Source organism: Psychrobacter pacificensis, from assembly GCF_018336615.1.
Taxonomy (GTDB): Bacteria; Pseudomonadota; Gammaproteobacteria; order Pseudomonadales; family Moraxellaceae; genus Psychrobacter; species Psychrobacter pacificensis.
This window is the reverse complement of sequence record NZ_CP048752.1, coordinates 704,356-730,797: the sequence shown is the minus strand read 5'-3', so window position 1 is coordinate 730,797 and position 26,442 is coordinate 704,356. Positions and strand designations below refer to the sequence as shown.

General features: G+C 45.7%; 25 protein-coding genes. 11 read left to right on the top strand and 14 right to left on the bottom strand.

Annotated features, from left to right (window positions below; genetic code table 11):
• Window positions 1–21: 21 nt before the first annotated feature.
• From hutG to GYK50_RS03155, 8 genes are all read left to right on the top strand, one after another.
• The gene (hutG, locus tag GYK50_RS03190; RefSeq protein ID WP_071003668.1) at window positions 22–1,053 is read left to right on the top strand and encodes a formimidoylglutamase; all 1,032 of its coding nucleotides are present in this window, start codon (window positions 22–24) and stop codon (window positions 1,051–1,053) included.
• A gap of 62 nt (window positions 1,054–1,115) precedes the next feature.
• The gene (gene hutI / locus GYK50_RS03185; protein ID WP_197496746.1) at window positions 1,116–2,441 is read left to right on the top strand and encodes an imidazolonepropionase; all 1,326 of its coding nucleotides are present in this window, start codon (window positions 1,116–1,118) and stop codon (window positions 2,439–2,441) included.
• A 243-nt stretch (window positions 2,442–2,684) separates the two neighbouring features.
• Window positions 2,685–3,047, top strand: coding sequence for a roadblock/LC7 domain-containing protein (locus GYK50_RS03180; protein WP_071002172.1), 363 nt, complete (start codon window positions 2,685–2,687; stop codon window positions 3,045–3,047).
• Between the two features lie 83 nt (window positions 3,048–3,130).
• Window positions 3,131–3,625 carry a PAS domain-containing protein gene (locus GYK50_RS03175; protein WP_071002173.1) on the top strand — a complete coding sequence of 165 codons (495 nt, stop codon included), beginning with the start codon at window positions 3,131–3,133 and terminating at the stop codon, window positions 3,623–3,625.
• A gap of 3 nt (window positions 3,626–3,628) precedes the next feature.
• On the top strand, window positions 3,629–4,378 hold the full coding sequence (locus GYK50_RS03170; protein WP_212564261.1) for a PhnD/SsuA/transferrin family substrate-binding protein: 750 nt from the start codon (window positions 3,629–3,631) through the stop codon (window positions 4,376–4,378).
• A gap of 99 nt (window positions 4,379–4,477) precedes the next feature.
• Entirely contained in the window at window positions 4,478–5,107 is a 630-nt protein-coding gene (locus GYK50_RS03165; RefSeq protein WP_212564260.1) for a hypothetical protein, read from the top strand.
• 67 nt (window positions 5,108–5,174) lie between these two features.
• Window positions 5,175–5,789, top strand: a complete 615-nt coding sequence (locus tag GYK50_RS03160; RefSeq protein WP_186473855.1) for a hypothetical protein — start codon at window positions 5,175–5,177, stop codon at window positions 5,787–5,789.
• A gap of 373 nt (window positions 5,790–6,162) precedes the next feature.
• Window positions 6,163–6,792 carry a class I SAM-dependent methyltransferase gene (locus GYK50_RS03155; protein ID WP_212564259.1) on the top strand — a complete coding sequence of 210 codons (630 nt, stop codon included), beginning with the start codon at window positions 6,163–6,165 and terminating at the stop codon, window positions 6,790–6,792.
• A gap of 53 nt (window positions 6,793–6,845) precedes the next feature.
• On the opposite strand, the gene GYK50_RS03150 is transcribed toward GYK50_RS03155, so the two are convergent.
• The 7 genes from GYK50_RS03150 to nfsB all read right to left on the bottom strand — a co-directional run bounded on the left by GYK50_RS03150 (window position 6,846) and on the right by nfsB (window position 14,867).
• Window positions 6,846–7,406, bottom strand: coding sequence for a GNAT family N-acetyltransferase (locus GYK50_RS03150; protein WP_414706386.1), 561 nt, complete (start codon window positions 7,404–7,406; stop codon window positions 6,846–6,848).
• A 25-nt stretch (window positions 7,407–7,431) separates the two neighbouring features.
• On the bottom strand, window positions 7,432–8,142 hold the full coding sequence (locus GYK50_RS03145; RefSeq protein WP_071002178.1) for a nucleotidyltransferase family protein: 711 nt from the start codon (window positions 8,140–8,142) through the stop codon (window positions 7,432–7,434).
• On the bottom strand, window positions 8,139–9,431 hold the full coding sequence (locus GYK50_RS03140; protein WP_212564258.1) for an XdhC family protein: 1,293 nt from the start codon (window positions 9,429–9,431) through the stop codon (window positions 8,139–8,141). The genes GYK50_RS03145 and GYK50_RS03140 overlap by 4 nt, the downstream gene beginning before the upstream one ends.
• Before the next feature lie 124 nt (window positions 9,432–9,555).
• Window positions 9,556–11,979 carry a xanthine dehydrogenase family protein molybdopterin-binding subunit gene (locus GYK50_RS03135; protein ID WP_212564257.1) on the bottom strand — a complete coding sequence of 808 codons (2,424 nt, stop codon included), beginning with the start codon at window positions 11,977–11,979 and terminating at the stop codon, window positions 9,556–9,558.
• A gap of 2 nt (window positions 11,980–11,981) precedes the next feature.
• Complete coding sequence (locus tag GYK50_RS03130) at window positions 11,982–12,974, bottom strand: FAD binding domain-containing protein (RefSeq protein WP_186473844.1); 993 nt, start codon at window positions 12,972–12,974, stop codon at window positions 11,982–11,984.
• Entirely contained in the window at window positions 12,971–13,627 is a 657-nt protein-coding gene (locus GYK50_RS03125; RefSeq protein WP_186473843.1) for a 2Fe-2S iron-sulfur cluster-binding protein, read from the bottom strand. Before GYK50_RS03125 ends, GYK50_RS03130 begins: the two co-directional genes overlap by 4 nt.
• A 625-nt stretch (window positions 13,628–14,252) precedes the next feature.
• Window positions 14,253–14,867 (bottom strand): oxygen-insensitive NAD(P)H nitroreductase, encoded by a 615-nt coding sequence (gene nfsB / locus GYK50_RS03120; RefSeq protein WP_228724544.1) that lies wholly within the window; start codon window positions 14,865–14,867, stop codon window positions 14,253–14,255.
• A 420-nt stretch (window positions 14,868–15,287) separates the two neighbouring features.
• Here nfsB and GYK50_RS03115 point away from each other — a divergent pair, with 420 nt between their 5' ends.
• Window positions 15,288–15,941, top strand: coding sequence for a DsbA family oxidoreductase (locus GYK50_RS03115; RefSeq protein WP_186473842.1), 654 nt, complete (start codon window positions 15,288–15,290; stop codon window positions 15,939–15,941).
• 120 nt (window positions 15,942–16,061) lie between these two features.
• On the opposite strand, the gene GYK50_RS03110 is transcribed toward GYK50_RS03115, so the two are convergent.
• Window positions 16,062–17,171: an S-(hydroxymethyl)glutathione dehydrogenase/class III alcohol dehydrogenase gene (locus GYK50_RS03110; RefSeq protein WP_186475487.1), complete on the bottom strand. Its 1,110-nt coding sequence runs from the start codon at window positions 17,169–17,171 to the stop codon at window positions 16,062–16,064.
• A gap of 311 nt (window positions 17,172–17,482) precedes the next feature.
• On the opposite strand from GYK50_RS03110, the gene GYK50_RS03105 reads away from it, so the two are divergent.
• Entirely contained in the window at window positions 17,483–18,349 is an 867-nt protein-coding gene (locus GYK50_RS03105; RefSeq protein ID WP_186473841.1) for a LysR family transcriptional regulator, read from the top strand.
• Window positions 18,350–18,459: 110 nt separating this feature from the next.
• Window positions 18,460–18,546, top strand: coding sequence for a hypothetical protein (locus GYK50_RS12810; RefSeq protein WP_323970246.1), 87 nt, complete (start codon window positions 18,460–18,462; stop codon window positions 18,544–18,546).
• Window positions 18,547–18,748: 202 nt separating this feature from the next.
• Here GYK50_RS12810 and GYK50_RS03100 read toward each other — a convergent pair whose 3' ends face one another.
• The 6 genes from GYK50_RS03100 to GYK50_RS03075 form a co-directional block, all read right to left on the bottom strand.
• Window positions 18,749–19,036 (bottom strand): DUF4031 domain-containing protein, encoded by a 288-nt coding sequence (locus GYK50_RS03100; RefSeq protein WP_186473840.1) that lies wholly within the window; start codon window positions 19,034–19,036, stop codon window positions 18,749–18,751.
• A gap of 113 nt (window positions 19,037–19,149) precedes the next feature.
• A complete protein-coding gene (locus GYK50_RS03095) occupies window positions 19,150–21,381 on the bottom strand; it encodes a transglutaminase TgpA family protein (RefSeq protein ID WP_186473839.1) in 2,232 nt (743 codons plus the stop codon).
• Complete coding sequence (locus GYK50_RS03090; RefSeq protein WP_227517189.1) at window positions 21,378–22,349, bottom strand: DUF58 domain-containing protein; 972 nt, start codon at window positions 22,347–22,349, stop codon at window positions 21,378–21,380. Before GYK50_RS03090 ends, GYK50_RS03095 begins: the two co-directional genes overlap by 4 nt.
• A gap of 171 nt (window positions 22,350–22,520) precedes the next feature.
• Window positions 22,521–23,549 (bottom strand): AAA family ATPase, encoded by a 1,029-nt coding sequence (locus tag GYK50_RS03085; protein ID WP_186473837.1) that lies wholly within the window; start codon window positions 23,547–23,549, stop codon window positions 22,521–22,523.
• A gap of 48 nt (window positions 23,550–23,597) precedes the next feature.
• Entirely contained in the window at window positions 23,598–24,056 is a 459-nt protein-coding gene (locus tag GYK50_RS03080; protein WP_058024410.1) for a c-type cytochrome, read from the bottom strand.
• Window positions 24,057–24,114: 58 nt separating this feature from the next.
• Complete coding sequence (locus tag GYK50_RS03075; RefSeq protein ID WP_212564256.1) at window positions 24,115–26,202, bottom strand: EAL domain-containing protein; 2,088 nt, start codon at window positions 26,200–26,202, stop codon at window positions 24,115–24,117.
• Window positions 26,203–26,442: the final 240 nt, after the last annotated feature.

Here is a 26,442-nt window from a genome sequence, read left to right as displayed (position 1 = left end):
GCCATGATGGCAGTCACAAACATGACCACACCCATTTGCCATACACCTGCTGATATGACTCAGTGGACAGGACGCGCAGAGCCGTTTGAGACTGCACGCGCCCGTTATTGGTATCAGCTTGCTCAGCCTTATGAGGCTCAACATATTGGGCTAATTGGCTTTGCCTGTGATCAAGGCGTCAGACGCAATCAAGGACGCGTGGGTGCTAGAGCTGCCCCGCCATTGATTCGTCGAGCTTTTGCTACGCTGCCAGTCATCGCTGATTTGCAACAACGCTTTGATAGTCAATTATCAACCTTATTGGGTGATGCTGGCGACATTCATTGTGATGACAATGATGGCTTTGCCGACAGTATTCTTGAGCAAGCTCAGATCAAATATGCCGATGCAGTGAGCACTATCGTCAAGCAAGGTGGATTACCCATCGGGCTTGGCGGTGGTCATGCCATTGCTTATGGTAGCTTTTTGGGATTATGGCAGGCCTTAGAAAAGGCAAACGATACAACTATCAGCACAAACACAGCGCCTACTATCGGGATTATTAATTTCGATGCCCATCTTGATATTCGTCAGTCTGATGTGGCGACTTCTGGTACACCGTTTCGCCAGATTGCCGAGCATCTTGACGCACACGATCAGCCCTTTCATTATTGCTGTATTGGCGTCAGTCGCTTTTCTAATACCGCCGCGCTCTTTGATCGCGCTGAGCAACTTGGCGTACAGGTTATTAGTGATGAAGACTGTCATTATAAGCCTTGGGACACCATTGCCGAGCAGGTCAAAAGCTTCATAGATCAGGTTGATATTATTTATCTCACTATTGATATGGACTGTCTCCCCTCTAGTATCGTTCCGGGTGTCAGTGCGCCTGCTGCTTTTGGTATTGAGCTTGGTTTTGTTGAGCGTATGGTCAAGCTGATTGTGTCATCAGGCAAAGTAAAAATGGCAGATATTGCTGAGATCAACCCAACCTTTGATGTGGATAGTCGTAGCTGCAAAGTCGCTGCTCGATTGCTGGCAACGATTGTAGAACAGCACTTACTTGTCACTTAGATCTTACAAGCAAAGGTCTTGCAAACAAAGATCGCTCGCCTCCCAATTATTAGGAGCATACTATGAATGAATCAGAAAATTTTAAAGAGCAGACGCTCGACGAATCTACTATGACATCGTTTGACCACCTTATTATCAATGCCAATATTGCGACGTTTTCAGCGCACTATGGTTTTAATCTTTATGAAAATTCAGATACTAATAACGTCCCATACGGTCAGCTAGAGAGCGCGGCTATCGGTATTAAAGACGGCAAGATTGCATGGATTGGGGCACAAGAGCAAATCACGACGCATCTGCCACATTATCACGAGAACCAAATCACAGACGCCGATGGCAAATGGCTAACGCCTGGGCTTATCGATTGTCATACGCACATTGTCTATGGTGGCAACCGCAGCAATGAATTCGAAGCGCGTTTGCAAGGGGCCAGTTACCAAGACATCGCAGCACAAGGCGGCGGTATTGTCGCAACCGTGAGTGCCACCCGCACGGCCAGTATTGAATCGCTATTTACCCAAAGTGAAAAGCGCCTACTTGCGCTGATGAAAGAAGGCGTCACCAGCATCGAAATCAAATCAGGTTATGGTCTTGACTTAGATACTGAGCGCAAAATGCTCACCGTCGCACGCCAGCTTGGCGAAAAATACGACATCCACGTCAGCACCACGTATCTTGCAGCGCACGCCTTACCACCTGAATATAAGTCCCATATGCAGGACCGTGCGGACGACTATATCGAGCAAGTCTGTGAGTGGCTACCAATCCTGCATGCAGAAGGCTTGGTTGATGCGGTCGATGGCTTTTGTGAAAACATTGCGTTTAGTAGCGATCAGATTAGACACGTTTTTGAGGTTGCACGCTCCTTAGACCTGCCGGTCAAACTACACGCTGAGCAGTTATCTGACATCGGCGGTAGCGCTTTAGTTGCCGAATACAAAGGGCTATCTAGCGACCATTTAGAACATTTATCAGAAACTGACATAGAGAAAATGGCTGCTAGCAACACGGTTGCGGTGATATTGCCCGGAGCGTTTTATACCTTGCGTGACACCAAGCTGCCACCGATTGAGGCACTTCGCAAGCATCAAGTTCCTATAGCGATTTCAACCGATTGCAACCCCGGTACATCACCTTTGACATCGCTGTTGTTGGCAATGAATATGGGCTGTACGCTGTTTTACCTCACGCCTGAAGAGGTATTGGCAGGATCAACCGTTTATGCAGCCAAGGCTTTGGGTCTATCTAATAAAGGCAAAATAGAAGTGGGCTGTGATGCTGATTTAGCACTATGGGACATCGCCCGCCCTGCTGATTTGGCCTATCAGATGGGACTGAACCCTATTGCAGGCACTATGTTTCAAGGTCAATGGCGTAATAAAGCTTAACGAATACGCCTTGATTTATCGTCACTAAAAAAGCCCCTATCATTGAATGATGGGGGCTTTTTGGTCGTTACATTGCAAGTTTTATGAAATAGCAGAAAAAACTTATCATAACCTTAGTTTAAATAGGGATTTACTATATCAATATTTTTAGTAAGGATTTATAATACCCTTTTTCAAACAGGGTTATTTTTGGCTAACTATAGTTCATAAATAAAAATTAACACACAGTATAGAGAAAGCGATATGCGTACAGATTCATTTCAACAGATATTGGAAGACTTAAACAGCTCATCAGCAGATGTTGAAGCATCTGCCCTAATCTCTAACGATGGTCTGATGATTGCCTCAGCTCTACCAACTGGCGTTGATGAAGATCGTGTGGGTGCGATGTCAGCAGCACTGCTATCATTAGGCGACCGTGCAGGCCGCGAATTGGCACGCGGTAGTATCGATCGCATCATGATTCAAGGCGAGATGGGCTACGTAATCATGACGTCATCAGGCGATGAAGCGGTACTCACTATCATGGCAAAACCCAATGCCAAGCTTGGTTTGATATTCTTGGACATCAAGCGCGCCTCAGAAGCCCTAGCAAAACTCATTTGATTGGTGGCTTTGGCTTTTTGACGAGTGCCCTATGTACTCGATTTTACTCATTATAAATATAACGACCAACGAAGGAGATGACCATGGGTTCTCCAATCCCTGATGCACACAAGCCTGACCTGCCTGCTGAGCAAATCACCCTGACCTATCATGATGGCACCTCTCGAACTGTCTATGATACAGGTGTAGAGCGTCCCTACCCAGATGGTAAGCTCATTGTCTCGCGTACCGATTTAGACGGTATTATCACTCACGTCAACGACGCCTTTGTTGAGATTAGTGGCTACCACGTCGATGAGCTCATCGGTCAACAGCACTATATTCTGCGTCATCCTGATATGCCAAAAGCGGCTTATCAAGACTTGTGGGACACAGCAAAAGCTGGAAAGAAGTGGCATGGCTATGTCAAAAATTTATGCAAAGACGGCAGTCACTACTGGGTATATGCCACGGTCGTGCCCAATGTTCGCCGCGGCGAAACTGTAGGATACACTTCAGTACGCCGTAAGCCATCACGCAGTAAAATCGAAGCGGCAATGGCTCAGTACGCCCAAATGAAACAAGATGAGGAAGGCTAAATCATGACGACACACAATATGTTAATCGCCCCTGATTTTTCGCCTGAGCGCTTTGCTGGCTGGCACATGTTCAATACGCTGATTCAAAAACGTGCCAACCTAAACATGCACCTCAATATCCCAGCCTCACATGCTGAGCAAGAGACCTTGATTGAGGCAGGTGTTATTCAAATTATCTACGCCAACCCTTTTGATGCCGCTGCCCTCATCCGTGAGCAAGGCTACCGTGCAGTTGCTCGTCCCATTGGCAAATCTGATGAGATGGTCATTGCCGCGGCGGCCAATAGCGACATCAATCACTTAGAAGATATCCATAAAGGCGCAACCGTTGCGATGGCAGACAATCGAGACGTCAAGCTGATCGGTTTGCGTTTGCTCGAAGCTGTCGATATAGAAGAATCTGACCTCAACTGGGATATCACTGAGACCTATCAAGCAGCTGCTCGCAAAGTCATCAAAGGCGATGCCCAAGCGGCGTTTTTCTTGGCGGAGATCTTTCACAGCTTCTCACGCTTGACCAAAGCTCAGCTCTCAGTATTGATTGAAAGTGATCTGGCAGACATAAGCCACGTCCTTCTCATCAAAGACGACTTTCCAGATGCGCAAATTTTTATAGAAGCCATCCTGGATTTGCATAGCGATGATGATGGAAAAGAAGCCTTAACTGAGCTTGGTATGCCTGAAGGGTTTGAGGCAATGAGTGAAGAGGATGCTGAATTTATGATTGATTTGATGCAGACATTGCTGGATTGATGACTCATTGACACTCATATTATCAGAGGTTGTTTTGCTGAATGAGCTCATAGCCTGAGGCACTGGTTGTCGTCACGGCTATGACACAAGGAGACCATTATGTCTGACTCAGACCTGATCAAAGAAAACGAGAAAGTGGCGCACCGAGTCTTTCGGTTTTATTCACGCAAAGTGTTTTTGGCACCCAACAACCGTCACTTTCATGAGCAGCGCATCAACGCCGCCTTATTACTCACCGAAAAAGAACCCCTACAGGGCGCGGTAGCAGATTTTTTCTATGGGTGCTGGTTTGACATTCCATACGATGTCAATAATTTGTTTACGCGTATCAAAGACCGTTTGACCCCTGAGGCCAAGCAAGGGTTTCGCGATTGTATTGATAAAAAAAGCTATATTCAGCGCAACAGTATGCTCGCCACTCGCTGGAGCGTTTTGGTATCGCCTTCGCTCAATGAGCAAAAGCAACGCTTGCGTATCAGTAGTGATGACGCCAGAGAGATCGCAAGAGACATCACCGCTGAGCTGCTGCAAGCACGTGCTAGCCAAGACTGGGGCACGCTTGAGCAAATTGAAAATGAGTTTTTTGCCTATTGTACTGTGCGTAATGATCGTCTGGCATTTTCCTTAGTATGGTTTAGCTTGGGCAAAAGTGATTGGCAATTTGATCAACGCTGGGATAACTGCCAACAGCATTTGGATCAGACCATCAAGCCTACCACGCCACCATAAACTGTCATGCGTTTATAACTTAACTTCTATCACTTTTTACCACTTTTTCATCGCTAAGGTAGCCGCTATGTCTTCTTATTTGAATGCCGATAAGACCTATCTAACATTAACGCCTGCTGGTATTTTTGAGGCGTTTTCACAGAATGAGCCGACTGACGAGCAGTTGGCGCTACAAGATTTATTGTCTTATGGGCAGACACTACTCGCCGCTGATTGGTTACAGCGTTATTCTGATATATGGCTACAAAGCTTTATAGAACACGGCTGGATCGAAAAACTGTCTTTGCTTTTGCCAGCGCCCAATCTACCATTGGATCAGTTTTTGCCTTACGTAGTCGCGAGCTTATCTGGCAAACGCCGTGCCGCGATTGGCTCTGATGAAGGGTTTTGTCTGGCTCGGATTGGTTATAGTCAAGAAGAAGCGGACATGCTCAGTGTTGCCGCCGCTGACTTTTCCGGCTTTATGCTGCGCCAAAAGCAGCGCGGCTGGGCAGTAGAAAGCCAAGCGATCTCGTTTTTTCAGCAAGTTGACTTGCTCATACCTGAAACCAGCTTTGTGTTTTTATGGATCGATGGCGCAGGTTATGTACTCATCATCGATGGCGAACCCTTAACCAACAGTCGCGCCTTTGTAGAGCTGGTCTGGGCGCTCAAGACCTCTGGACTCAAATTTCTAAATTGATTCAGCAGCACACGCCAGCCTTAATCCTCTCTTGTATGGGCTTGTCAAAATAAACGACAAGCCTATCATGCCAGCATAAAAGCCATTCAACATCTCTCATACGCTTCTTTTACCGTCCGCTTTCACCAGCCCTTTTATCCAGCAATAACAATACCTTCAGAATTAACAATAACTTGTCATCATTTAGGTCATACTCTTTTTGCACCTTTAAGAGTACTGTTTTGACAACATGTGTTTTTGTCAAATAACAACCTCTACCAAATCACAGTCAATACTATATCCAAGATGCACGCCCACCTTTGTATGCCCTACCTCACCGAAAGCGGCAATCTTTGCCAACCTTTGCACTTTTGCTTGTTTTTTAGGACAGTTTATGACTTCGCTGACCACTGTGCGCGTGCACTATCAAACGATCGAAATTGGCAACACCGACGTTTGCACCCTGCGTGACAATCAGCAATTTAGCGATCCTGATGATGAGGCATTAAACTTGGGCATTTGCTCTGCTTCTTGGCCGATGTTTGAGGTGATATGGCCATCAAGCTTGGTGCTGGCCAATCACATGCTTGATTACGATATTAAGGACAAACGAATTTTGGAGGTGGGCTGCGGCATGGCGCTATCGAGTCTATTGCTCAATCATAGACAAGCAGACATCACAGCGACCGACTATCATCCGACCGTTGAGTATTTCCTTGATAGAAATACCACGCTAAATAATAACAGAGGCATCAATTTTGAGCGTTTAGACTGGTCAGAGGATAACAGCCATCTTGGTAGGTTTGATATCATTATCGGCAGTGACTTGCTCTACGTAGACCAACATATTGGGATATTGGCTGGGTTTATCGAACGTCATGCGCTGCCAACCTGTGAAGTCATCGTCGTTGACCCTGGACGCGGGCGTAAAAACAAGCTAACCAATAAGATGATTGAGTTTGGCTTTAGCAGTCAGCACGTCAAACCTCAAAACACCGCTTATCTAGCGTTGCCGTTTGTTTAAGGGGGCATATTTTGACGCTTTCAAGATCGGCCGTATGATATAAATAGAGTCCGTTATACTATAAGGGCTTGCCACTGCTGACGCGTGATTTTATATAGAACATGCTCAGCCAGTCGATGATCAGCATCGAGCATCGGATGAGAGAAGTTGTCCTGCGTATCAGTCATACCAAGACGCTGCATAAGCTTTTGCGAGCGCTGATTGATGACCGCCGTAAATGACACCACGTCCTCAAGTGCCAGCTCGGTAAACGCAAAATCCAGCGCTGCACGCGCCGCCTCGGTGGCATAGCCTAGCCCCCAATAATCCTTGTGCAAACGCCAACCAATCTCGACAGCAGGGGCAAAGGGCATATCAGCATGCGCGTTATTTAACCCAACCATACCGATAAAGTCATCACTTTTATCTGCGCCATCTTTACGAGCCACCACCCAAAATCCCCAGCCATGCTCTTCAATTAATTTTTGACACTTATTGGCAATGGTATTACTCAATGCAGGGGTTAATAGTTTAGGAAAATATGCCATCACTTTAGGATCAGCATTCATCTCGGCAAACCGCGCACGATCACTTGCTTGCCACTGTCTTAGGTAGAGACGCTTGGTTGCTATCATGCTTGTCATGTCAGTCGCTTACTATTCATATTCGTTCAGAGTGCTGATCAAGCCAGCCTTTTTTTTGAGCAAACGCTAGCTGTGCTGGTGTATCGATATCATAACTGAGCTGCTTATTGATCACTGTATGTATTTGGCTTGGCGGTAATGCTCTGATTAAATGACGCAAGCCTTTATCACCTGTCAATTCAGTTTGCCATTGTCTGAGTAAACCTGTATCAATCACTAGCGGTAAGCCGATGATATTTTTTTGCTCTGTAGCGCTTAATTCATCTGAATACGTCCAGCTATGATAACTGCTGGCTACCACAGACTGTTCACCAGCCAGCAAAGCCATTAAATGCGACTGATCTAATAGAACCTGATCAACCCCTATGATAAGCACGCGCTCGATTGACGAATTTCCAAGACTCGCAATACTCTCAATACCCAAACGCAAACTGTCCGCCATACCAGTTTCAGGTTTTGGGTTTACTACCGCTTGAACCGCTGGATATTGCACAGCCAACTCTGTAACTACACTAGCAACTGCAGGATGCTTATCAGGAATCACAACGATAACGGCTTGCGGATTGGTGCTCACTGCCGATCGGATCATGTGCACGATTAATAGCTCGCCATTCTTAACGAGCAGCTGCTTAGGTTGGCCAAGGCGCTGACTGAGGCCACTTGCCAATATGATGACCGCATGATTTTGCACCTGTCTGTCCTTGTCTTCTAAGACGATACTACTCATACGGTACTCGGCACAATATCAGCATCCGTATTACCAACGCTTGCTTCTGAATTCGAGACCCTACTGTAGGAGCCTTCTACTGATGCAGTTTGATCGTGCATGACTGCATTTATCTGTGCCATGATACCCAGTGCGAGTGCCTCTGGACCATCTCCTCCTAGCTTATAGCCAATCGGATAATGCAGTTTTTGAACGCCAGTATCCAAGATAGCAGGATGATCCATGTTAGCGCTTATCTCATTGATTAAGCGTTCGGTACGATAGCGCGGCCCTAACTGTCCTAAGTATCTATAGTTTTGCGCATGTGCTAGCAATATCGCCAAGCGAGCGCGGTCTTGGGTCAGACTATGTGACATAAGAGCGACCGCTGCGTTATTACTCAGCTTTAGCAGGGTATCACTATCCTCTAAAGATAATGACATCACTGCATCTGCCTGAGGAAAGCGCATACGAGTCGCATATTGCGCGCGACTGTCTATGACCGTGACATGCCAATCTTGTAGCTTGGCCATGGTCACCAATGGCATCACATCATTACCTGCCCCGCAAACGAGCAGGCGCACTTGTGGTTGCAGGCGTTGTACGAGCCACTCGGTGGTTGCCTCGTCCGTTTTTATGGTCACGTATTCAGTATTGCTCTCAGACAGCTCGTACTCTGCTAACTTTTCTACAATATCGGCAATTATATTCGAAGGGTTTATTATCTCTTGTTCTAGTGAATTTTCCGAATTGTGATATTCGTCTAGATTGATACGCAGGCCAACTTGCAACTCGGTATTCTGACAACCGTTGTTGCGAATCAAAGTAGCGACCATAACTGGCTGCTGATGACGTCGCACCTGACGAACTGACTCTAAAAATGGTGCGGCTGTTGCCAGACGCTCAAACAGCACATGCACACGTCCATTACAGCCAAGCCCAAAATTCAACTCATCAAAGTCCATGTCATCTAGGCCATCCAAGTCGTCTAGATCGTCTGTATCGCCAGCTTCTTTGTTGATCGCTACCTGCGCTTGACCATTATCAGCGTACTCAATGTCATCACCTGTCTGATAAACCTGCACATTGGCACCGTCACGCGTGAGCCAAAAGGCACGTTTGATGATGTGGGGCTCCAAGCAGCCACCGCTGATCATTCCGACCGAACGACCGTCATCACAGATGAGCATCATGGCACCAGCACGGCGATACGCTGAGCCTTCTGTATGAACGACAGTAGCCAATACAGCATCAACACCTTGCTGCTGAGCCTCGCTTGCCAGCTTCAGAATGTCAGCGACTTGATTCATAATGCCTCTTATTTAATAATTGTTTTTTGTTAGTGAATTTTTTGCTAGTAATAAAATATACTACCGACTCAGTTACAAAAACCCGCTCAGTAAGCGGGTTCTTGTCATACATAAGCTGATAAAACTACTCTGGCATCTCATAAAGCAGCTTGTCGAGGGTAATCGGGAAGTCATAAACACGCACACCGACCGCATTATAGATAGCATTGGCAATCGCGGCAGCAGCACCTGCAATAGCCGTCTCACCGATACCTTTGATGTGCATTGGATTGGTATAAGGATCATCTTCTTCTACCAATATGACATCTAACTGCGGTACGTCCGCATTAACTGGCACATGATACTCGGCAAGGTCATGGTTACAGAGACGACCGTCACGTTTGTCATGAATCACTTCTTCCATCAACGCTGAGCCAATACCGAACACCATACCGCCATAGCATTGCGACGTTGCAGTTTTGTGGTTCAGAATACGACCAGCGGCAAATGCACCTGTCATACGTTTCACCCGAATCTCACCAGTGACTTTATGAACCGCCACTTCAGCGAAGTTCGCACCAAAAGAGGCTTGGCGATGGCTCTTACCGTTCTTACCCGGTTTTATCTGGCCTTTGGCAGTGATTTTTTGCTCATCATAGTCAGCGACCACATCCGCAAGCGCATAATACTCTGTATTATCAAAATCATACTCTTGTGATGCTGACTGTCCTGATAGCGAAAGCCCTGTGGTTTGCGATAGCTTATCAATAGTGCTGTCAGCAAATGATTGGCCACTCTTTTTGGCAGCTTCCATTGCCGTTAAAGCATGCTCTCCTGTTTTCTTGATTTGACCATTGTCTAACTGAATGTTGTCAGGATACAGACCAACTTTTTCTGCTAGCATTTCACGCAGCTGCTCACAAGCAAGATAGACACCACTACCCGCACTCGCAGCACCAAAACTGCCACCTGAGCCTGATGCTGGTGGCAATGCACTGTCACCTAGTTTCATCTCAACATGGTCGATAGGTAGTCCTAACAGGTCTGCCGCTACCTGAGAAAACACCGTATAAGACCCTGTACCGATGTCTGTCATGTCTGTCTCGATAACTGCTTTGATACCAAGTGCTTTTGACTCATCTACCTGTAGGGTTGCACGTGCTTCAGATGGCTGTAATTGGTTACCACGGGCAGCCGCCGCCATGCCTGTACCTATCCACCAGTCACCTTCTAATTGACTGGCAGGCTTGGCGTTTCGCTCACTCCAACCAAAATGCTTGGCACCTTGTTCCATACAGGCAATCAATTGGCGCGTTGAGAAAGGAATATTTTGACTCGGATCTTGCTCTGGCTCATTACGACGGCGTAGTTCAACCGGATCAATCTCCAACTGTGTGGCAAGCTCATCCATGGCACATTCAAGCGCGATCATACCTACCGCTTCGCCAGGCGCACGCATAGAACCTGACAACACTTGGTTCATGTCTACCATCTCATAATTCACACGGCGGTTTTTGCCGCTATATAGATGGTGCGTAGATAGAGCAGTTGGCTCAAAGAAAGCCTCACCTGGCAAATTACTAGAGATCGTATCGTGAATCAATGTATCGATCACGCCGTCATTGTTCGCGCCGATTGCGATACGCTGACGCGTGTTTGAGCGTCTGACCGTTGCTTCCATCACTTGTGAACGCGTCATGGTAATCAATACCGGACGGCCAAGATCTTTTGCAGCAATCGCCGCTGCAATAGATTCAGGAGCAATACCGAGCTTACTACCGAACCCACCACCCACATAGTATGCGATCAGTTGTACTTGATCTTTATTTAGGTCCAGAGCATCCATGACTTGCTGTTTGCAAGAAGCGAGCATCTGATTGGAAGTATACAGAACGAGCTTATCGCCTTCCCAATGAGCCAACGTTGCATGGGGCTCCATCGGAGAGTTGCTTTGACTTGGGGTATGATAAAAGCGATCAACGGTCACTGCCGCATCAGCTAAGCCTTGGTCTGGATCGCCTTGGACATTATTTTTATCAGAGCCTTTTTTTTCATCTACCGCATGTGCGTTAGAGAGCTCTTGGGTAAAGTTCAGTGCCGCTTGGTCAGTCTCATCCTTATAAGTCACTTTCAGCGCTTTAGCGCCTTCTCTTGCCGCCTCAAAAGTCTCAGCAACCACGACAGCAATAGGCTGACCATGATAAAAAATCTCGCTAACCCCTTGCTTGGGTGCTTTAGTTTTTGTCCCTTGTTGAGAGTTACGCAAAAAGTGCTCAGGATCGGTCACGACTTTAATAATATTAGGAATGCCTTTTAGAGAGTCACTATCGATACTCTCAACTTGACCTTTAGCAATGGTCGCGCCTACCAATACACCATAGGCTTGATTGTCCAAGTGTATTTCGGCACTGTATTTCGCTTGACCGCTAACCTTTAGGGAACCATCAACACGGTTGATTGGCTTACCAACTAGCTTGCTTGCCGTTGTGCTAAATAGCGTTTCAACAGGCTCATCCATGGTCAGTTTTTTGGTTGGTTCTGACTGGGTGATTGATTCTAATAGTGCCATGATTATGCTCCCTCGCCCGCTAATGCGCGCTGAATAACTTGTTTTAGTAGGCGACGCGTCAACGGTATTTTAAAGTCGTTCTGACCATTACCTTTGGCATCATGCAATAATAGATCAGCGGCCTGCGTGATAACGTCGCTATTGCCATCGGTATCCATTAATAGTGCCTCAACCTCTTCATTACGCCATGGCTTGGTACCGATGCCGCCGAACGCCAATCGTACTGTCTTTAGGTTGCCATTGTCGTCAGCATCGATGACTGCGGCACAAGATACCAGTGCAAAGGCATAAGAAGCGCGATCACGCACTTTGTCATAGGTATGCATGCCCTTAATAGGGGCAGGTAATACAACATGAGTAATCAGCTCGCCTGCTTCTAGCACATTTTCGATATGCGGCGTGTCTTTTGGCAAACAATAAAAATCTTTCACATCGATAGCGCGAGTCGAGCCATCTGCTTTAACTGTCTCTATCGTGGCATCCAGTAAGCGCATTGCCACTGCCATATCGGATGGGTGCTGAGCAATACATGAATCACTGGTACCTAAGACAGCTAGGGTACGGTTCTCCCCGTTGATAGCAGGACATCCTGTGCCCGGTTCACGTTTATTACAAGCGCTGTCTGTTTGATAAAAATAATAGCAACGAGTACGCTGTAAAAAGTTGCCGCCCGTTGTCGCTCTGTTACGTAGCTGACCAGTCGCTCCTGCCAAGATAGCTCGGGACAATACTGGATAGTTTGCAATCACCTCAGGATGCGCGGCCAAATCGCTATTGGTCACAAGCGTACCAATACGTAAACCACCATCGGCAGTCGTTTCTACTTGCTCTAATTCTAAACGAGTGATATCGACCAGTTTGATTGGGGTTTCGATCTCTAGTTTCATGAGATCTAATAAGTTGGTACCACCTGCGATAAAAGAAGCGTCTTTGCCGCTAGCAGAGGTTGCGGCTTGCTCTGGTGCATCAGCGCGGCTATATTCAAAACGTTTCATGAGTGGTCTCCTGCCTTGCCTGTTATTGTTTTGTTATTCGCTGAGGCTTTATGGAACTGAGTCTCGCTTGACGGCGGTGACCAAATACCTGTTACGCTTGAGTTTTGCGCAGCGTTGTCAACTGTTTTAGAAGTAGACGCTGATGCTTCATTCTCAAGCACTTGTGAGATGGCTTTGATGATATTGGGATAAGCGGAGCAACGGCAAATATTACCACTCATGCGCTCAGCGATTTCTTGTACTAGAAGGCTATCAGGATGTTGTAAGTCTGTGCTCACATGGCTTGGCCAATTTTGTTTTACTTCTTCTATTAATGCAGTCGCTGAACAAATTTGACCTGGGGTGCAGTACCCGCACTGAAAGGCATCGTTATCTTTAAAGGCTTGTTGCAGCGCCGATAGTGAATCCGGCATACCGATGCCTTCGATGGTCGTAATCTCATCACCATCATGCATGATAGCAAGTGTGAGACAAGAGTTGACTCGGCGACCATTGATGAGCATGGTACAAGCGCCGCATTGGCCGTGGTCGCAGCCTTTTTTGGGTCCAGTAATTTGTAAATGTTGACGACAGACGTCGAGCAGTGTCGTACGGGCGTCAAGATTCTCGAGCTGATAATCCTGCTTATTGATTGTTAACGTCAAGGTAGACATGCTGGCTTCTCGCTGGCAGATGAATATAATGGGTGAAAAAAGCGCCTTATAGCTACGGCGGCAATAAATCCATGGCAATAAATCCATTATGGCGTACCAAAAAACTTGTTTTGTTTTTATTTTGTAGTTGTTGCAGTGTAGTTTTTAATCCGAGGCAGTACCTGAAAGTGTGTACTACCAATCGCTGTAAGCTAACTGATAATCATTTACCTCAATTAGCCTAACCATCCGCTGCTAGCTAGTATCACTTGATTTTTATATATAAGCACTCAAATTCAGGCCATATGATTTAGCAATATATAGTGAATTCAGTATAAAAACGATACAGTGGGACTGGGATAAATTTTTCGCAACCTCTGTCTGCGTAGGCACAGCACGCAAGGAAAATTTAGACCAGTTCCACCTTGATATATAATGTATCTGTTTTATTTAGGATTGACTATATTATGTGAAGTGGGCAATCTATTTTTTAGAAAAAGGTAGTATATTAAATAGACTTCAATAAAGAAAAGCCCCACAAACGAAAGTTTATAGGACTATTATGAGGCTACTTTAGAATGATCATTTCAAATCAAACACCTAAAACTAGGCTTTAGTGATGATTGTTTTTTCGTCAAATCGAGACTTAGGCATCAGCATTAAAATCATCTTCACTACGGTAGCCAAGCGATATCACGGCAACAGCGGTATAGCCCTTACTACGTAACTCAAACTCTTCATCAAGTGCTTTTAAATCTGCGCCTTCCATCGGCACAGCATCAATACCCAAAGTAGCAGCGCCTAGTAGTAATGTACCCATATTGAGATACAACTGCTCTATCAACCAATGCGGCTCGTCCTTTTGCTCATAACGACGAATGTCCAAGAACATTTTGTGCGTTTGATGCATTTGCTCTCGGAACTTTGGTTCTGCAAAGCGACCATCGGCATCTTCTTTGTCGAGCAAGCCTTCTAAAAACTCGTCATCGGCATAGACACGACTACAGAATACAATGACATGCGAGGCATCTTTTACTTTGGCATCATTGAATTCATACATGCCCTCTGTGCCTTTAGCGATTCGAGCTTTCCCAGCTTCGTCATCAGCAATCACAAAATGCCAAGGCTGAATATTGGGGCTCGACGGACTGAGACGTAAGATATCTTTTAGACTCTGAAAGTCTTCTGCTGATATTTTTTTGTTGGTGTCAAAGTCTTTGGTGCTGTAACGCCATTTCATTGCTTCAGTGATATTTTTCATATATGACACTATAGTGAGTGTTAAGTTTTTATTGTTTATTGAATTATTATTATTAGCGTTATTTATAAATAATCATCGCTAATCTCAATGGAGCAACTTTAAATAAAAACCTGTTTTGTGACCACGGCAGATTGGTTAAGTAGTCATGGGTTTTGTTATCAGTGCGTCAGTTGTTAGACCGTTTTTGCAAAAATTTCGGCTATCCTACTGATAATAGATACAATTGAGCTACCGAATTGGCGACGCCGACTGCGCAGACTACATTGTAATCACTTAGTCATTCTCTTAGTATGAACTGACTTGATACATGGTAACTAGTTATAGTTGTCTGATAACTAGGTATATCTGCTTGATTCCAACTGATATGCCTCTATCTATACATCCCAAACAAAACATAAATAATAATACCCGCGAGGAAATATGAGCACATCAGAAAAACCACTCCGAATAGATATCGTCTCAGACGTCGTCTGCCCTTGGTGCGTCATCGGTTATCGCCAACTGGCAGCAGCACTTGAGCAAACCAATACCGCACACACCATTCATTGGCATCCGTTTGAGCTGAATCCTCACATGCCAAGCGAGGGGCAAAACTTGCGTGAGCACATTATCGAAAAGTATGGTTCGACTAAAGAAGAGTCAGATGCTAGCCGAGTCAGAATGACTGAAGCTGGACAGGAAGTCGGCTTTGAATTTAATTTCAATGACGACACTCGCATGCACAATACATTTAATCTGCATCAGCTGCTGCATTTTGCAGACCAGCAAGGATATATGCATGAGTTAAAACAAGCGTTATTTGCGGCACATTTTACCGATAATAGAAACATCTCCGATATCAATGTGCTTGCTGACATTGCAGCTGAGACTGGACTGGATCGTAGTGAGGCACTGGCAGTGTTAGAAGGTCAGTTCTTTGCAAAAGAAGTGCGAGCAGAAGAACAGCATTGGCAGCAGCAAGGCATTCAAAGTGTGCCGGCGATTATCTTCAACGAGCGCCATTTGGTCAGCGGTGCGCAAGGGGTTGAAAATTACGTCAGCATATTAGAACAATTGGCGAATATGACTGACTAAACCGTCTGTCATTGTAAAAAATAAAATAAAAAAAAGCTGCTTCAAAATTGAAGCAGCTTTTTTTATTGTAGCGTCATCAGGTTAAAACTGTGATTTTGATATTACTGTCAGTAACGACGCTTAGAAATTGACAACCGTACGAATGCTCTCGCCTTTGTGCATTAAGTCAAACGCTTCGTTCACGTCTTCTATTGGCATCGTGTGGGTGATAAAGTCTTGTAAAGGAATCTCACCTGCCAGATAGCGCTCGACATAACCTGGTAGCTCCGTACGGCCTTTTACACCACCAAATGCTGAACCTTTCCAGACGCGACCCGTCACTAACTGGAATGGACGAGTTGAGATTTCTTGTCCAGCACCAGCGACACCGATGATGACTGACTCGCCCCAACCTTTGTGGCAGCACTCTAGCGCTGAACGCATGACATCAACGTTACCGATACATTCAAACGAATAATCCACACCGCCATCGGTTAGATCAACGATAACTTCTTGAATCGGTTTGTCGTAGTCTTTTGGATTGATGCAATCGGTTGCGCCTAGTTTTTTAGCCAACTCAAACTTGCTCTCGTTAATATCAATCACGATGATACGGCTGGCTTTTGCCATCGCCGCACCGATGACTGCGGATAGTCCAATGCCGCCTAGACCAAAGATAGCAACGGTAGCGCCCTCTTCAACTTTTGCTGTATTCATGACCGCACCCATGCCTGTGGTGACACCGCAACCAAGCAAGCAAACTTCTTCTAATGGCGCCTCTTTATTGACTTTAGCCAAAGAAATCTCTGGTAGCACAGTATATTCAGAAAACGTTGAGCAACCCATATAGTGATAGATAGGCTCGCCGTCTTTGTAAAAACGCGTCGTGCCATCTGGCATCAAGCCTTTACCTTGCGTCTCGCGTACTGCTGAGCAAAGATTGGTTTTGCCTGAGCGGCACATTTTACAAACGCCGCACTCTGCCGTGTATAACGGAATGACATGATCGCCGACCTGAACGCTGGTTACGCCTTCGCCGACTTGCTCAACGATACCGCCACCCTCATGACCCAAAATCGCTGGGAATACGCCTTCTGGGTCTTCACCAGATAAGGTAAACGCATCTGTGTGACAGACACCGCTGGCCACGATTTTTACCAGTACTTCGCCTTTACGTGGTAGCATGACGTCTACTTCTTCGATAGACAATGGCTGCTTTGGGCCCCAAGCGATGGCGGCTTTTGATTTGATAAATTTATCTGACATAGGAAAATCTCTTTTTGATTGTTATCGATGGATTGTAACGTAGCGTAAACTTAAAACGTCATTCACGCCCAATCATTCTTTTTGTTCAATAAGGCTATCTGCTCGTTTTAATCGTCACGATTTCTACGATTAAAACGGATAAAGATAGACTGAGCTTATCTTGCCTGCCCTCTGTAGGCAAGCATTGATGACCATAAAGCAGCATCTATTTACATTGATACTAACCATTATATTTATTTCTGAGCAGATAACAATATGCTATATTTGCAAATATCTTTTACATATTGGTAATAATCATGCGCTGGGAAGGGATTAGTGAGTTTGTCTGTGTGGCAGAGTACGAGAGCTTTACACGCGCTGCAAAAGCGCTTGGTATCTCGACTGCGCAAGTCAGCCGTCAGATTAGTGCGTTAGAGGAGCGACTGAAGATCAAGCTGCTATATCGTACCACGCGTAAAGTCTCACTTACTGAAGAAGGCCGCGTTTTTTATCAGCATTGCCGCAGTGTGCTCGATGGTTTGAACGCGGCTGAGCAAGCGGTGAGCAATTTGCAATCAAAACCTCAAGGCAGAATCAAACTGACTGCGCCTGTGACTTATGGCGAGCAACAATTGCTGCCCTTAATCAATGATTTTATGGTGCAATATCGGGACATTGAGGTGACCGCTTTTTTGAGTAACCAAAAAATTGATTTAATCGAGGGTGGCTACGATTTGGCCATTCGTATTGGCAAGTTGTGCGACTCTACGATGATGGCAAAAAAGCTTAGCCTGCGCACCAATTTTGTCTGTGCGACACCAGCTTATCTCAATCAATACGGGGTACCACGCACGCTTGACGATCTCAGCCAGCACAACTGCTTACTAGGGACACGCGACTATTGGCATTTTGTCGAAGATGGTACAGAAAAGAACTTGCGCGTCTCTGGTACCATACAGTGCAACAGCGGTTATAGTCTGGTTGATGCGGCGTTAAAAGGGCTGGGTATCGTACAACTGCCCGATTACTACGTACAAAAACATCTGGCATCGGGTGCGTTGGTGAGCGTACTCGACGACTATAGAGAACCCAAAGAAAGCATTTGGGCCATCTACCCACACAACCGTCAACTATCGCCAAAAATCAGACTACTGGTCGACTATTTGGCAGAGCGCTTGGTATAACGATCGATTGGAATATATTGCCACCCCCTGCCTGATGACGCACAATGGATATTCGCCATGACTCACTAATGAATCGCTCAAGGATATCGCCATAATTAAGATCGTCTCTGATGAATTGCGAGCAAACCGTCGCCATTGATTTACCACAAAAAATCCTCATTAGCAAAGGTGCCAATAAAAAGGTATGGCTATCATAAAACAATCCTGAATATCTAAAAACACGCCATAATATCAAAGGTTGCGATACCGTTATTGATAATGTCTCAAAAGCGCTCAACGCAATCAGCACGGCGGCAGTTGCCAAATAATACCAAACGAGAAAAGTATCATCTAAGCAAAAAAAAGGTGGGTGAGCAAAATCTCTACCCACCTTTTTCTTTGTGTAACTTATAAGCTGCATCAGTCACTATCAGATAACGACATTTCAGACTGCAGCTCTACTTTTAACTTCTTTGCGCACTCAATAATTTTTTTCCTTTCGGCAGGCAGCGCCCCATTCTCAAGGGCTGTTTCGCGCATTTGCACGGTAACATCATAATGCGGGTAGCTTGCGGTGCGGTGGAATAAACGTGGATCTACCTCAATCAATGCTGCAAAATCATGCAGCTCTTGCAAACTATCCGCAAGCATATGACACCATTTATAGCCTTTGAATTTTATCTGCACAAAATCTACATATACCGCCATGAGACACTCTCTCTTACTTATCTTCTCAAAACAACCTTTACTGATATTTGCTACATATCCATGTGTCAGCATCTTTAATCTCACTCAAATTATCAACGCCATCCATTAAAACGTTACAATAATTCGCGTACATTTTTTTTCAGCTGCTTAAGTAGTTTTTGATATTCACTATGGTTAGTATCCAAGTTACTCAGGCGCCCGTAACGTAGCTGACGGTAATCTTGTCTAATTTCAACCAGCTTTGTCTGAATCGCTATCGGGTTTTCACTGTCTGTTAAACGACTTGCATGACGGTGAGTATCGTTATCTAAGCGACTATCGATAGCAGATGCTAAACGCTCAAGCCATGCCAACTGTCCTTCATTATCTTCTCGAGCCAGCAATTTATCACGTTTGCCGATACGTTTTGAGAGCTGGGCAAGCGGCAAATCTGCTGGATGCCAGCGTTTACGGCGGCGCTGCCAAATGATGAATACTAAGGTAGCCATAATAATAACAGCACTGGCCGCTAACCAGATGATTTGCTGCATGATGGAGCTGATGTTGAACCACTTTAGTAGCGAATCTGCTTGTTTGTCTTGGTCATAACCGACCACATCTTTTTGCCAGTAATAGCTGGCTTGGTCAGACAAGCGACGTAGTGTTTGCAGCATTTGATACTGCTGATAGCTGATTTGCGCGCTAGCACCACTGCCAAACATGGCTGCCCCTTGCTGCTGGGTCATCGCATTCATACCCTGCTCAACTCGCTCAGGCGCCACAAACGACGTGGGATCGACGCGTACCCAGCCTTGGCCTTCGAGCCAAACTTCAGTCCATGCATGCGCATCTTTTTGACGCACTTCCCAAACATCACCACCTTGACTCAGCTCACCACCTTGATAGCCTGCTACCACCCGCGCTGGGACACCAGCTGCGCGCATCATAAAAGTAAAACTTGAAGAGTAATGCTCACAAAATCCTGCTTTGGTCTGAAACAAAAACTCATCGATACGATCAGTATTGAGTCGTGGCGGTGACAACGTATAGCGAAACTCTGTTTGATTGATCCAGCGCTCGATAGCAGCCATGTAGCGCACGGGATCTGAGCCTGATTGTACAAATAACTGCTGAGCAAGCGCGCGTGCTTGCGGATTACCCTCTGCTGGTAGTGCCAGATTTAGGCGTCTTGATGCCTCTGTCAGCACAGGGTCAATACGCATCGGCGCAAACTGCAATACATCATAACGCAGCTGCTGCGTAACAGGCTGATCTTTTGATAATGTAAAGTTGGAAGTAATGTTGATATCTGGCTGCTGAGAAAAAGGATAATCAAGCCCGAATAACCAGTTCTGCTGAGTAGGTTCTAGGATAATTTGATAGCGAGTAGGTGCGGCTTGCACTTGCTCAGGAACGGTAGCAAAGGCATTTTGAATCCATGTAGGGGCTTGCGATCTAGTCGACCATTGGCTTACCTGATTGCTTGGTCGCCAGGTAACTCCGTCAAAATCACTAAACACGAGTCCGCGCCAATATAGTTGCTGTTGCGGTGGACGCTCATCGCCAAACTCTACGCGAAAAGCCAGCTCAGTTGACTGGCCTAAATTGGCAAAATCACCGGGTGACATACTATCAGACACACCAGTAGTGGCTTGCTGACCTGATAGTTGTACAGACCACAGTGGCGGCAGTCTTGGGAAAAATAGAAACAGCACCACCAACAATGGCAGTGCCCCAATCCCTAACACCCCTAAAGTACGCAGGCGTCCATCACCGTCATCATTGCTATCGTCGTTTAGGGCAATAAACGCCAGCAGGACAATAACAGCGCCCAGTACCACTTCTAAAGTTGTCAGCAACCCTTGATCCATCAAAAACAAGGCCGCCAGTACAAATAACGATAGATTCAACACCACGTAAGCATCGCGCCGCTTGTACAGCTCCCAAAGCTTACTAGCGAGACATAGCACCAAAAATGCCACGCCCATGTCTAGCCCAAAGGCTGTGTTATACGTTAGCCACAGACCCACTAGGCCTAATAAAAAACCCAGCATCTGCATGCTTTGATAGACACGTTTTAAATGCGAGAGTTTTTTTAGCCGACTCTTGAGACGCGGTAGTTGGGCAATAATACTAATCGCCGCAAACCCGATTAACCATATTGGCAAGTGAGCAGCATGTGGCAACACGACTGCTATTTGAGCAATTAGCACCCAGTGGTAGGCTGGTAGAGCCAGTAGTCGCCGATACCGTTTATTATCAGCTGCTATGCCACTTTTCGCTTGTATATTTTGACCGAGTGCTAACTGCTCAAATCTTGCCGTTTTTGTGGCATCGGTTGCAGAAAACTGTTTGGGTTCATTCATGGTGCTTTCGCCAGCCTTAGCAAGCACGCTTGCGCAAAAGTCTCGCCATCACCCACCGCTGCGCTAGTAGGCGTATCATTGGGTAAACGCATTTGAAAGGGCACGTCTAATTGACCCAATGTCAACGCCCCATGAGCCAATTGCGCAAGCTTCTGTTCATGATGAGCACCTGGCATATCTGCATAATCAAGCGTTTGCTCATGACCGACAGGGTCTGCAAAGTGCTTGGTAAACATGCCTTGACCCCGTGCCACATGGCCCCAAGAGACACGGGCCAGCGACTCCCCTTCGACATAATTATCCAGTCGCTCAAAGTCGTCTTGCCCTTGTCGATATTGTCCGCCAATTGGCAGATCCTCCGAGCTTGCAACTGAATACTGCACCTGCCAGTCAAATGCTTCAGGTTTGGGATACACCCAAGTCTTACGCGCAAAATAGACATAAGACCAAGCACGCATAATACCCAAAGGATAAACGGTTTTAATTATTAGTCGTGGCAGCTCAAGAGGACCGCGATTGTAGGTTTGAACAGGTAAGCGAATAGTTTGCTCACTTTGTAGACTCGTCACGAGTATGGAGCTTTGCCGATTCGTGCCACTTTTATCCTTCTTGTCAGCTACTTGCTCAAACTCAAATAATAACTGCCGCCGTGGCTGACGGCTCTCACTTTTGAGTTGCAGTGTCACCCAAGCAGGAGTACCGGCCTCTGTCATAGTCACTTCTAGCAGACGCATTTGCAGACCCGATATGTGCGCAAAAGTCACATGAAAACTAATCAACCAAACGCTGACCAGATAAAAGCACAAGCCAAGTACCAAGTTATTGCCATAATTGATACCCGCGATAAAGGTAATCACTAATAGCACAGCAAATAGCATACCCTCACGACTAAAAAAAATATAGACGTTGCGTAGATTGAGCGTCGCGCTATCATTTTTGGGTGCGCGCGAGGCAAACCAACGGCTCATTGCTGACCTGATTGACGCGGTTAAGGCTTTTGGTAAAAAGCTCATGACTACCCTATTCTTACCATGTAATTGACTCTAGTCGCTAGTCCTCAGACTAACGGACTCGATGATATAGCCATGTATTATTAAACCTGCTCGTACTTCAATATAGATAACTAAAAATATAGACAGCTAAACGATGACAGGCACGTCTGCTAAAATGCGTTGGGCGATGGTCTGCGGTGCTTGCCCACCTACCACTTGTGCAGGTGCAAAACGCTGCCCGAGACGATGATCAGCCACGGCAGCAAAGACCGCTTGGATATCTTCAGGCGTCACCTCCATATGCCCCGACACATAAGCATAAGCCTGTGCAGCACGCTGTAGCGATAGCACGCCACGTGGTGATAACCCATGATACTCTTGGCTTGCTCGAGTCTTTGCAACAAGTCTTTGTAGGTAATCCAATACCACGTCCGCCACATAAACTTGTTTTACGCCTTGTTGTGCCAATAGCACAGCCTCAGTATCAAGCACCGTATCTAGATCCTTTAATAGCTCACGGCGATCTTGACCTTTTAGTAGTTCACGCTCTGCCATAGGTGATGGATAGCCCAATGACAGACACAGCAAGAACCTATCTAACTGTGATTCAGGTAACGGATAGACGCCAGCTTGTTGCAGTGGGTTTTGGGTTGCAATAACAAAGAACGGCTGCGGCAAGGGATAAGTTTGTCCATCTTGCGTCACTTGTCGCTCTTCCATTGCTTCAAGGAGTGCGCTTTGCGTCTTGGGGCTGGAGCGGTTGATTTCGTCAGCAAGTAGCAGTTGAGTAAAAATAGGACCGGGACGAAATTCAAAACGCAGTTTACTTTGGTCATAGATACTCATGCCTAAGATATCGGCAGGGAGCATGTCATTGGTGAACTGCACTCGGCTAAAACTCAGGCCTAACAGCTTAGCCAAACCTTGAGCCAGAGTTGTCTTACCCATACCAGGTAAATCTTGTAGCAATAAATGCCCACCTGCTAGTATGCCACTGAGTGCCAATTTAACTGCTTGCGGTTTGTCCAATACAATTTGGTTCAATTGCGCCATCAATTGTGCAATTTTCTGCTGATTGCGTTGCAAATCGGTGCCACTAGGAACGGATTGACCAAGCGTTTTGGCTATTTTTTGATAGGTAGGTGATGGTGCTCTATCGTTAGGGGCATGGGTCATAGTAAATTATCGGCTCATTTTTTGGGTCATAACGATCAACCAGTAAGGTCAGTTCGCATCATCTACGACGATCGGCGCATCAGCGCGGAGGGTTGATAAATACGCAATAACATCCGCGCGCTCTTTAGCATCTGGCATAGGGTCTGATAGCATCTTTGAATCTGGCATGGCTTTTTGTGCATCCGCGATATAGGGATCGAGTGTTTTGGCATCCCATACCCATCCTGACTCTGTGAGCCCTTCGCTATAAGTGTAATCTTTTAGCTCAGCAGCTGGTGCGCCGTATATATTCATTAATTGCGGGCCCTTTTTATTGAGACCAGCGTTGAGCTGGTGGCATTGACTGCAAGCATCTTGATAAATTAACGAGCCATTATCTGCATCCCCATTGACATATAGTGGTAGTGTCACAGGGTCGCGATGATCAGGCGGGGTATGCTCACAAGCAGTGAGCAATAAAACAGCGGCAAAAAGACTGCTTATTTGATATTTACTAATAATAGACATTTTGGCAATCTTTGGTTGGTGAGCATTAGCGATAAAGATTTTGTAGCATCGCAATATGTTAACTGGCAATCTTTAGCGTTTTGCTAGGCTTTTCTAAATAGTATCCTTGCAGATAGCGCGCCCCCACACTCCATGCGACTGACATAGTCGCTGCATCTTCAATATACGGCATTAGCACATCAACATTTACCTCATTGATGCGCATGATAAGTGATTTAACCGTGTCTAAGTTATCTGCTGAATTGATATCTTGTACATAGTTACGCGCCAAACGCACGATATCCGGCTGCACTAAATTGGCAATTTCGATAGATTTGGCAGAAGAACCAAAATTAGTAATGCCCATTTGACAGTTGACTTCGTTAAGGGCCGAAAACTGGGATTTTGCCACAGTTAAATGATCTGAGATGTCTTTTTCGTTAAATTGCAACGTTAAGACACCAGCAGCGCCGCCTACTGCCTTGATCAGTTGGCTTGCCACATTGGGCAGTTTCTTGTCAATTAATGAGGCACTGGTTAGCTGCACCAATAGTCTGGCCTCAGGATGCTCTTTACGGACATCATTGATTTTTTTGCACGCATTAATGAGTACCCAGCGATCTATCTTTTCAAGTAGCTTGTGTTTTCTGGCCACAGCCATAAACTGATCAGGAGTCAATACCGTGTTATCGGCATCGGCCAATGGCAGACGTAGATACACTTCAAAAAAGTCACTACGATCTTGATTGATATCGTATATTGGTTGAAATGACAGCTCAAATCGACTGTTTGTAATAGCATTAATCAGAGACTCAGCAAGCGCCTGATCATCACTATTGGCATGCTCACTCGGATCATATAGATGATAAGTACCACCATGGTTAGAGGTTTCGACCATGATTTGGCTAATAGCATCCATAGCACGCTCTATTATTATAGCGGGCTCTGCGGTATTTTTTTCGATTTTGACGATTGCGATACTTACCGTGGTACTCGTCGTACGCTTATCTACCTCAATGAGCATCTCACTGATACGCGAACCGATGTTCTCAGCCAGCTCTTCGAGCTCTGAGGTAGTTTTGTTTTTGACAAGTAACATAAATGCGGTATCACTAAAGCGGCTGACATGTCCATCCGATACCAGTTCATCTAGTGCATAGGCAACCTGTTTGACAGTCGTATCTACTCCTTGCAGACCGAGGCTACTTCTTATTTTTCCAATGTTATCGAGCTGTACATAGAGCAATGCTGCTGTCAGCACGCCTTGAGTTGCTTGCTGGTGCACTATCGCCATTTGCTCCTCAAAGCCGTGGCGATTATTCACACCTGTCAGGTTATCTTTACGCTCTGCTTCAGCCAAGCGTTTGGCAACCTCTGCGCTGTTGCTAGCATTTTGTTGTATGATAATCTGAGTAACGGGTTCGCCATCTAAAGTCGCAGATGCCAACTGTAATTTTGCCTCAAAAGTACTGCCATCCGTGCGCACGCTTTCAAAGTTAAACTCAACTTCGTCACGGCTACCTTTATCGAACTGACGTAGAAATTGCTTGAAGTCCTTGACACTATCGCCACCTGAAATCAAATCAATCACAGGTACCCCTATGACATCATTCATTGACCGAAAGCCAAACAGTTGAAGATAGGGATCATTGGCAAAGATATGGATACCTTCATCGATATAGGCAACTGCACTTTTCGAGTTTTTAATCAGCACATTGGCACGTTGCTCTGCTTCTGATAGGACATGGCGTAGTTTCTTGAGCTCACGGCGACTACGCAAGCTGTCATGCTGTAAGCAGATAGCCATAACGATAGCCATCTCTTGATCAGCCTTGAGTGCTTTGACCATGGTTCCGCTCATCACCGCAGGCAACCCCTCATCATTACACGCGGTCGATATTGCCTCACCCTTCATCAAATAAATCATCGGCAAATCAATGCTCTGCTCTTGAATGATGCCAACCACATCCGTAAAGCTCATATCATAAGCACTAACGAATACCAGCACATCCCACGACTGGCGCAGTACTTTTAGTAGCTCTTCTTTATCATCCAAAAATCCTAAATTCACGCTGTCATAATAATCACTCAGTAGATGTACAAGACGCTCAGCATAGAGCTGATCATCGTTAATCACTAATAGATTTAAGGTGGACTGAATGCGCATAGGTGGCCTTTTAATCTTATGGTTGTATCTTTATCTCTTATTTTTGACACCTTATACTGTTTCCAAAAATTAATCTGGCTTAGAAAACATTATAGAGAGTAGGCTCAGTGATTATTGTGATAGTAGCTGAGTTTTATGGCGTAATATATTCTAGCGCCCGAGGCATCTTATAAATTAGAGTAACAATATCGCTCATTATAGACAATAATTTGATTGACTGCAGGTTAACTTATGACCTTG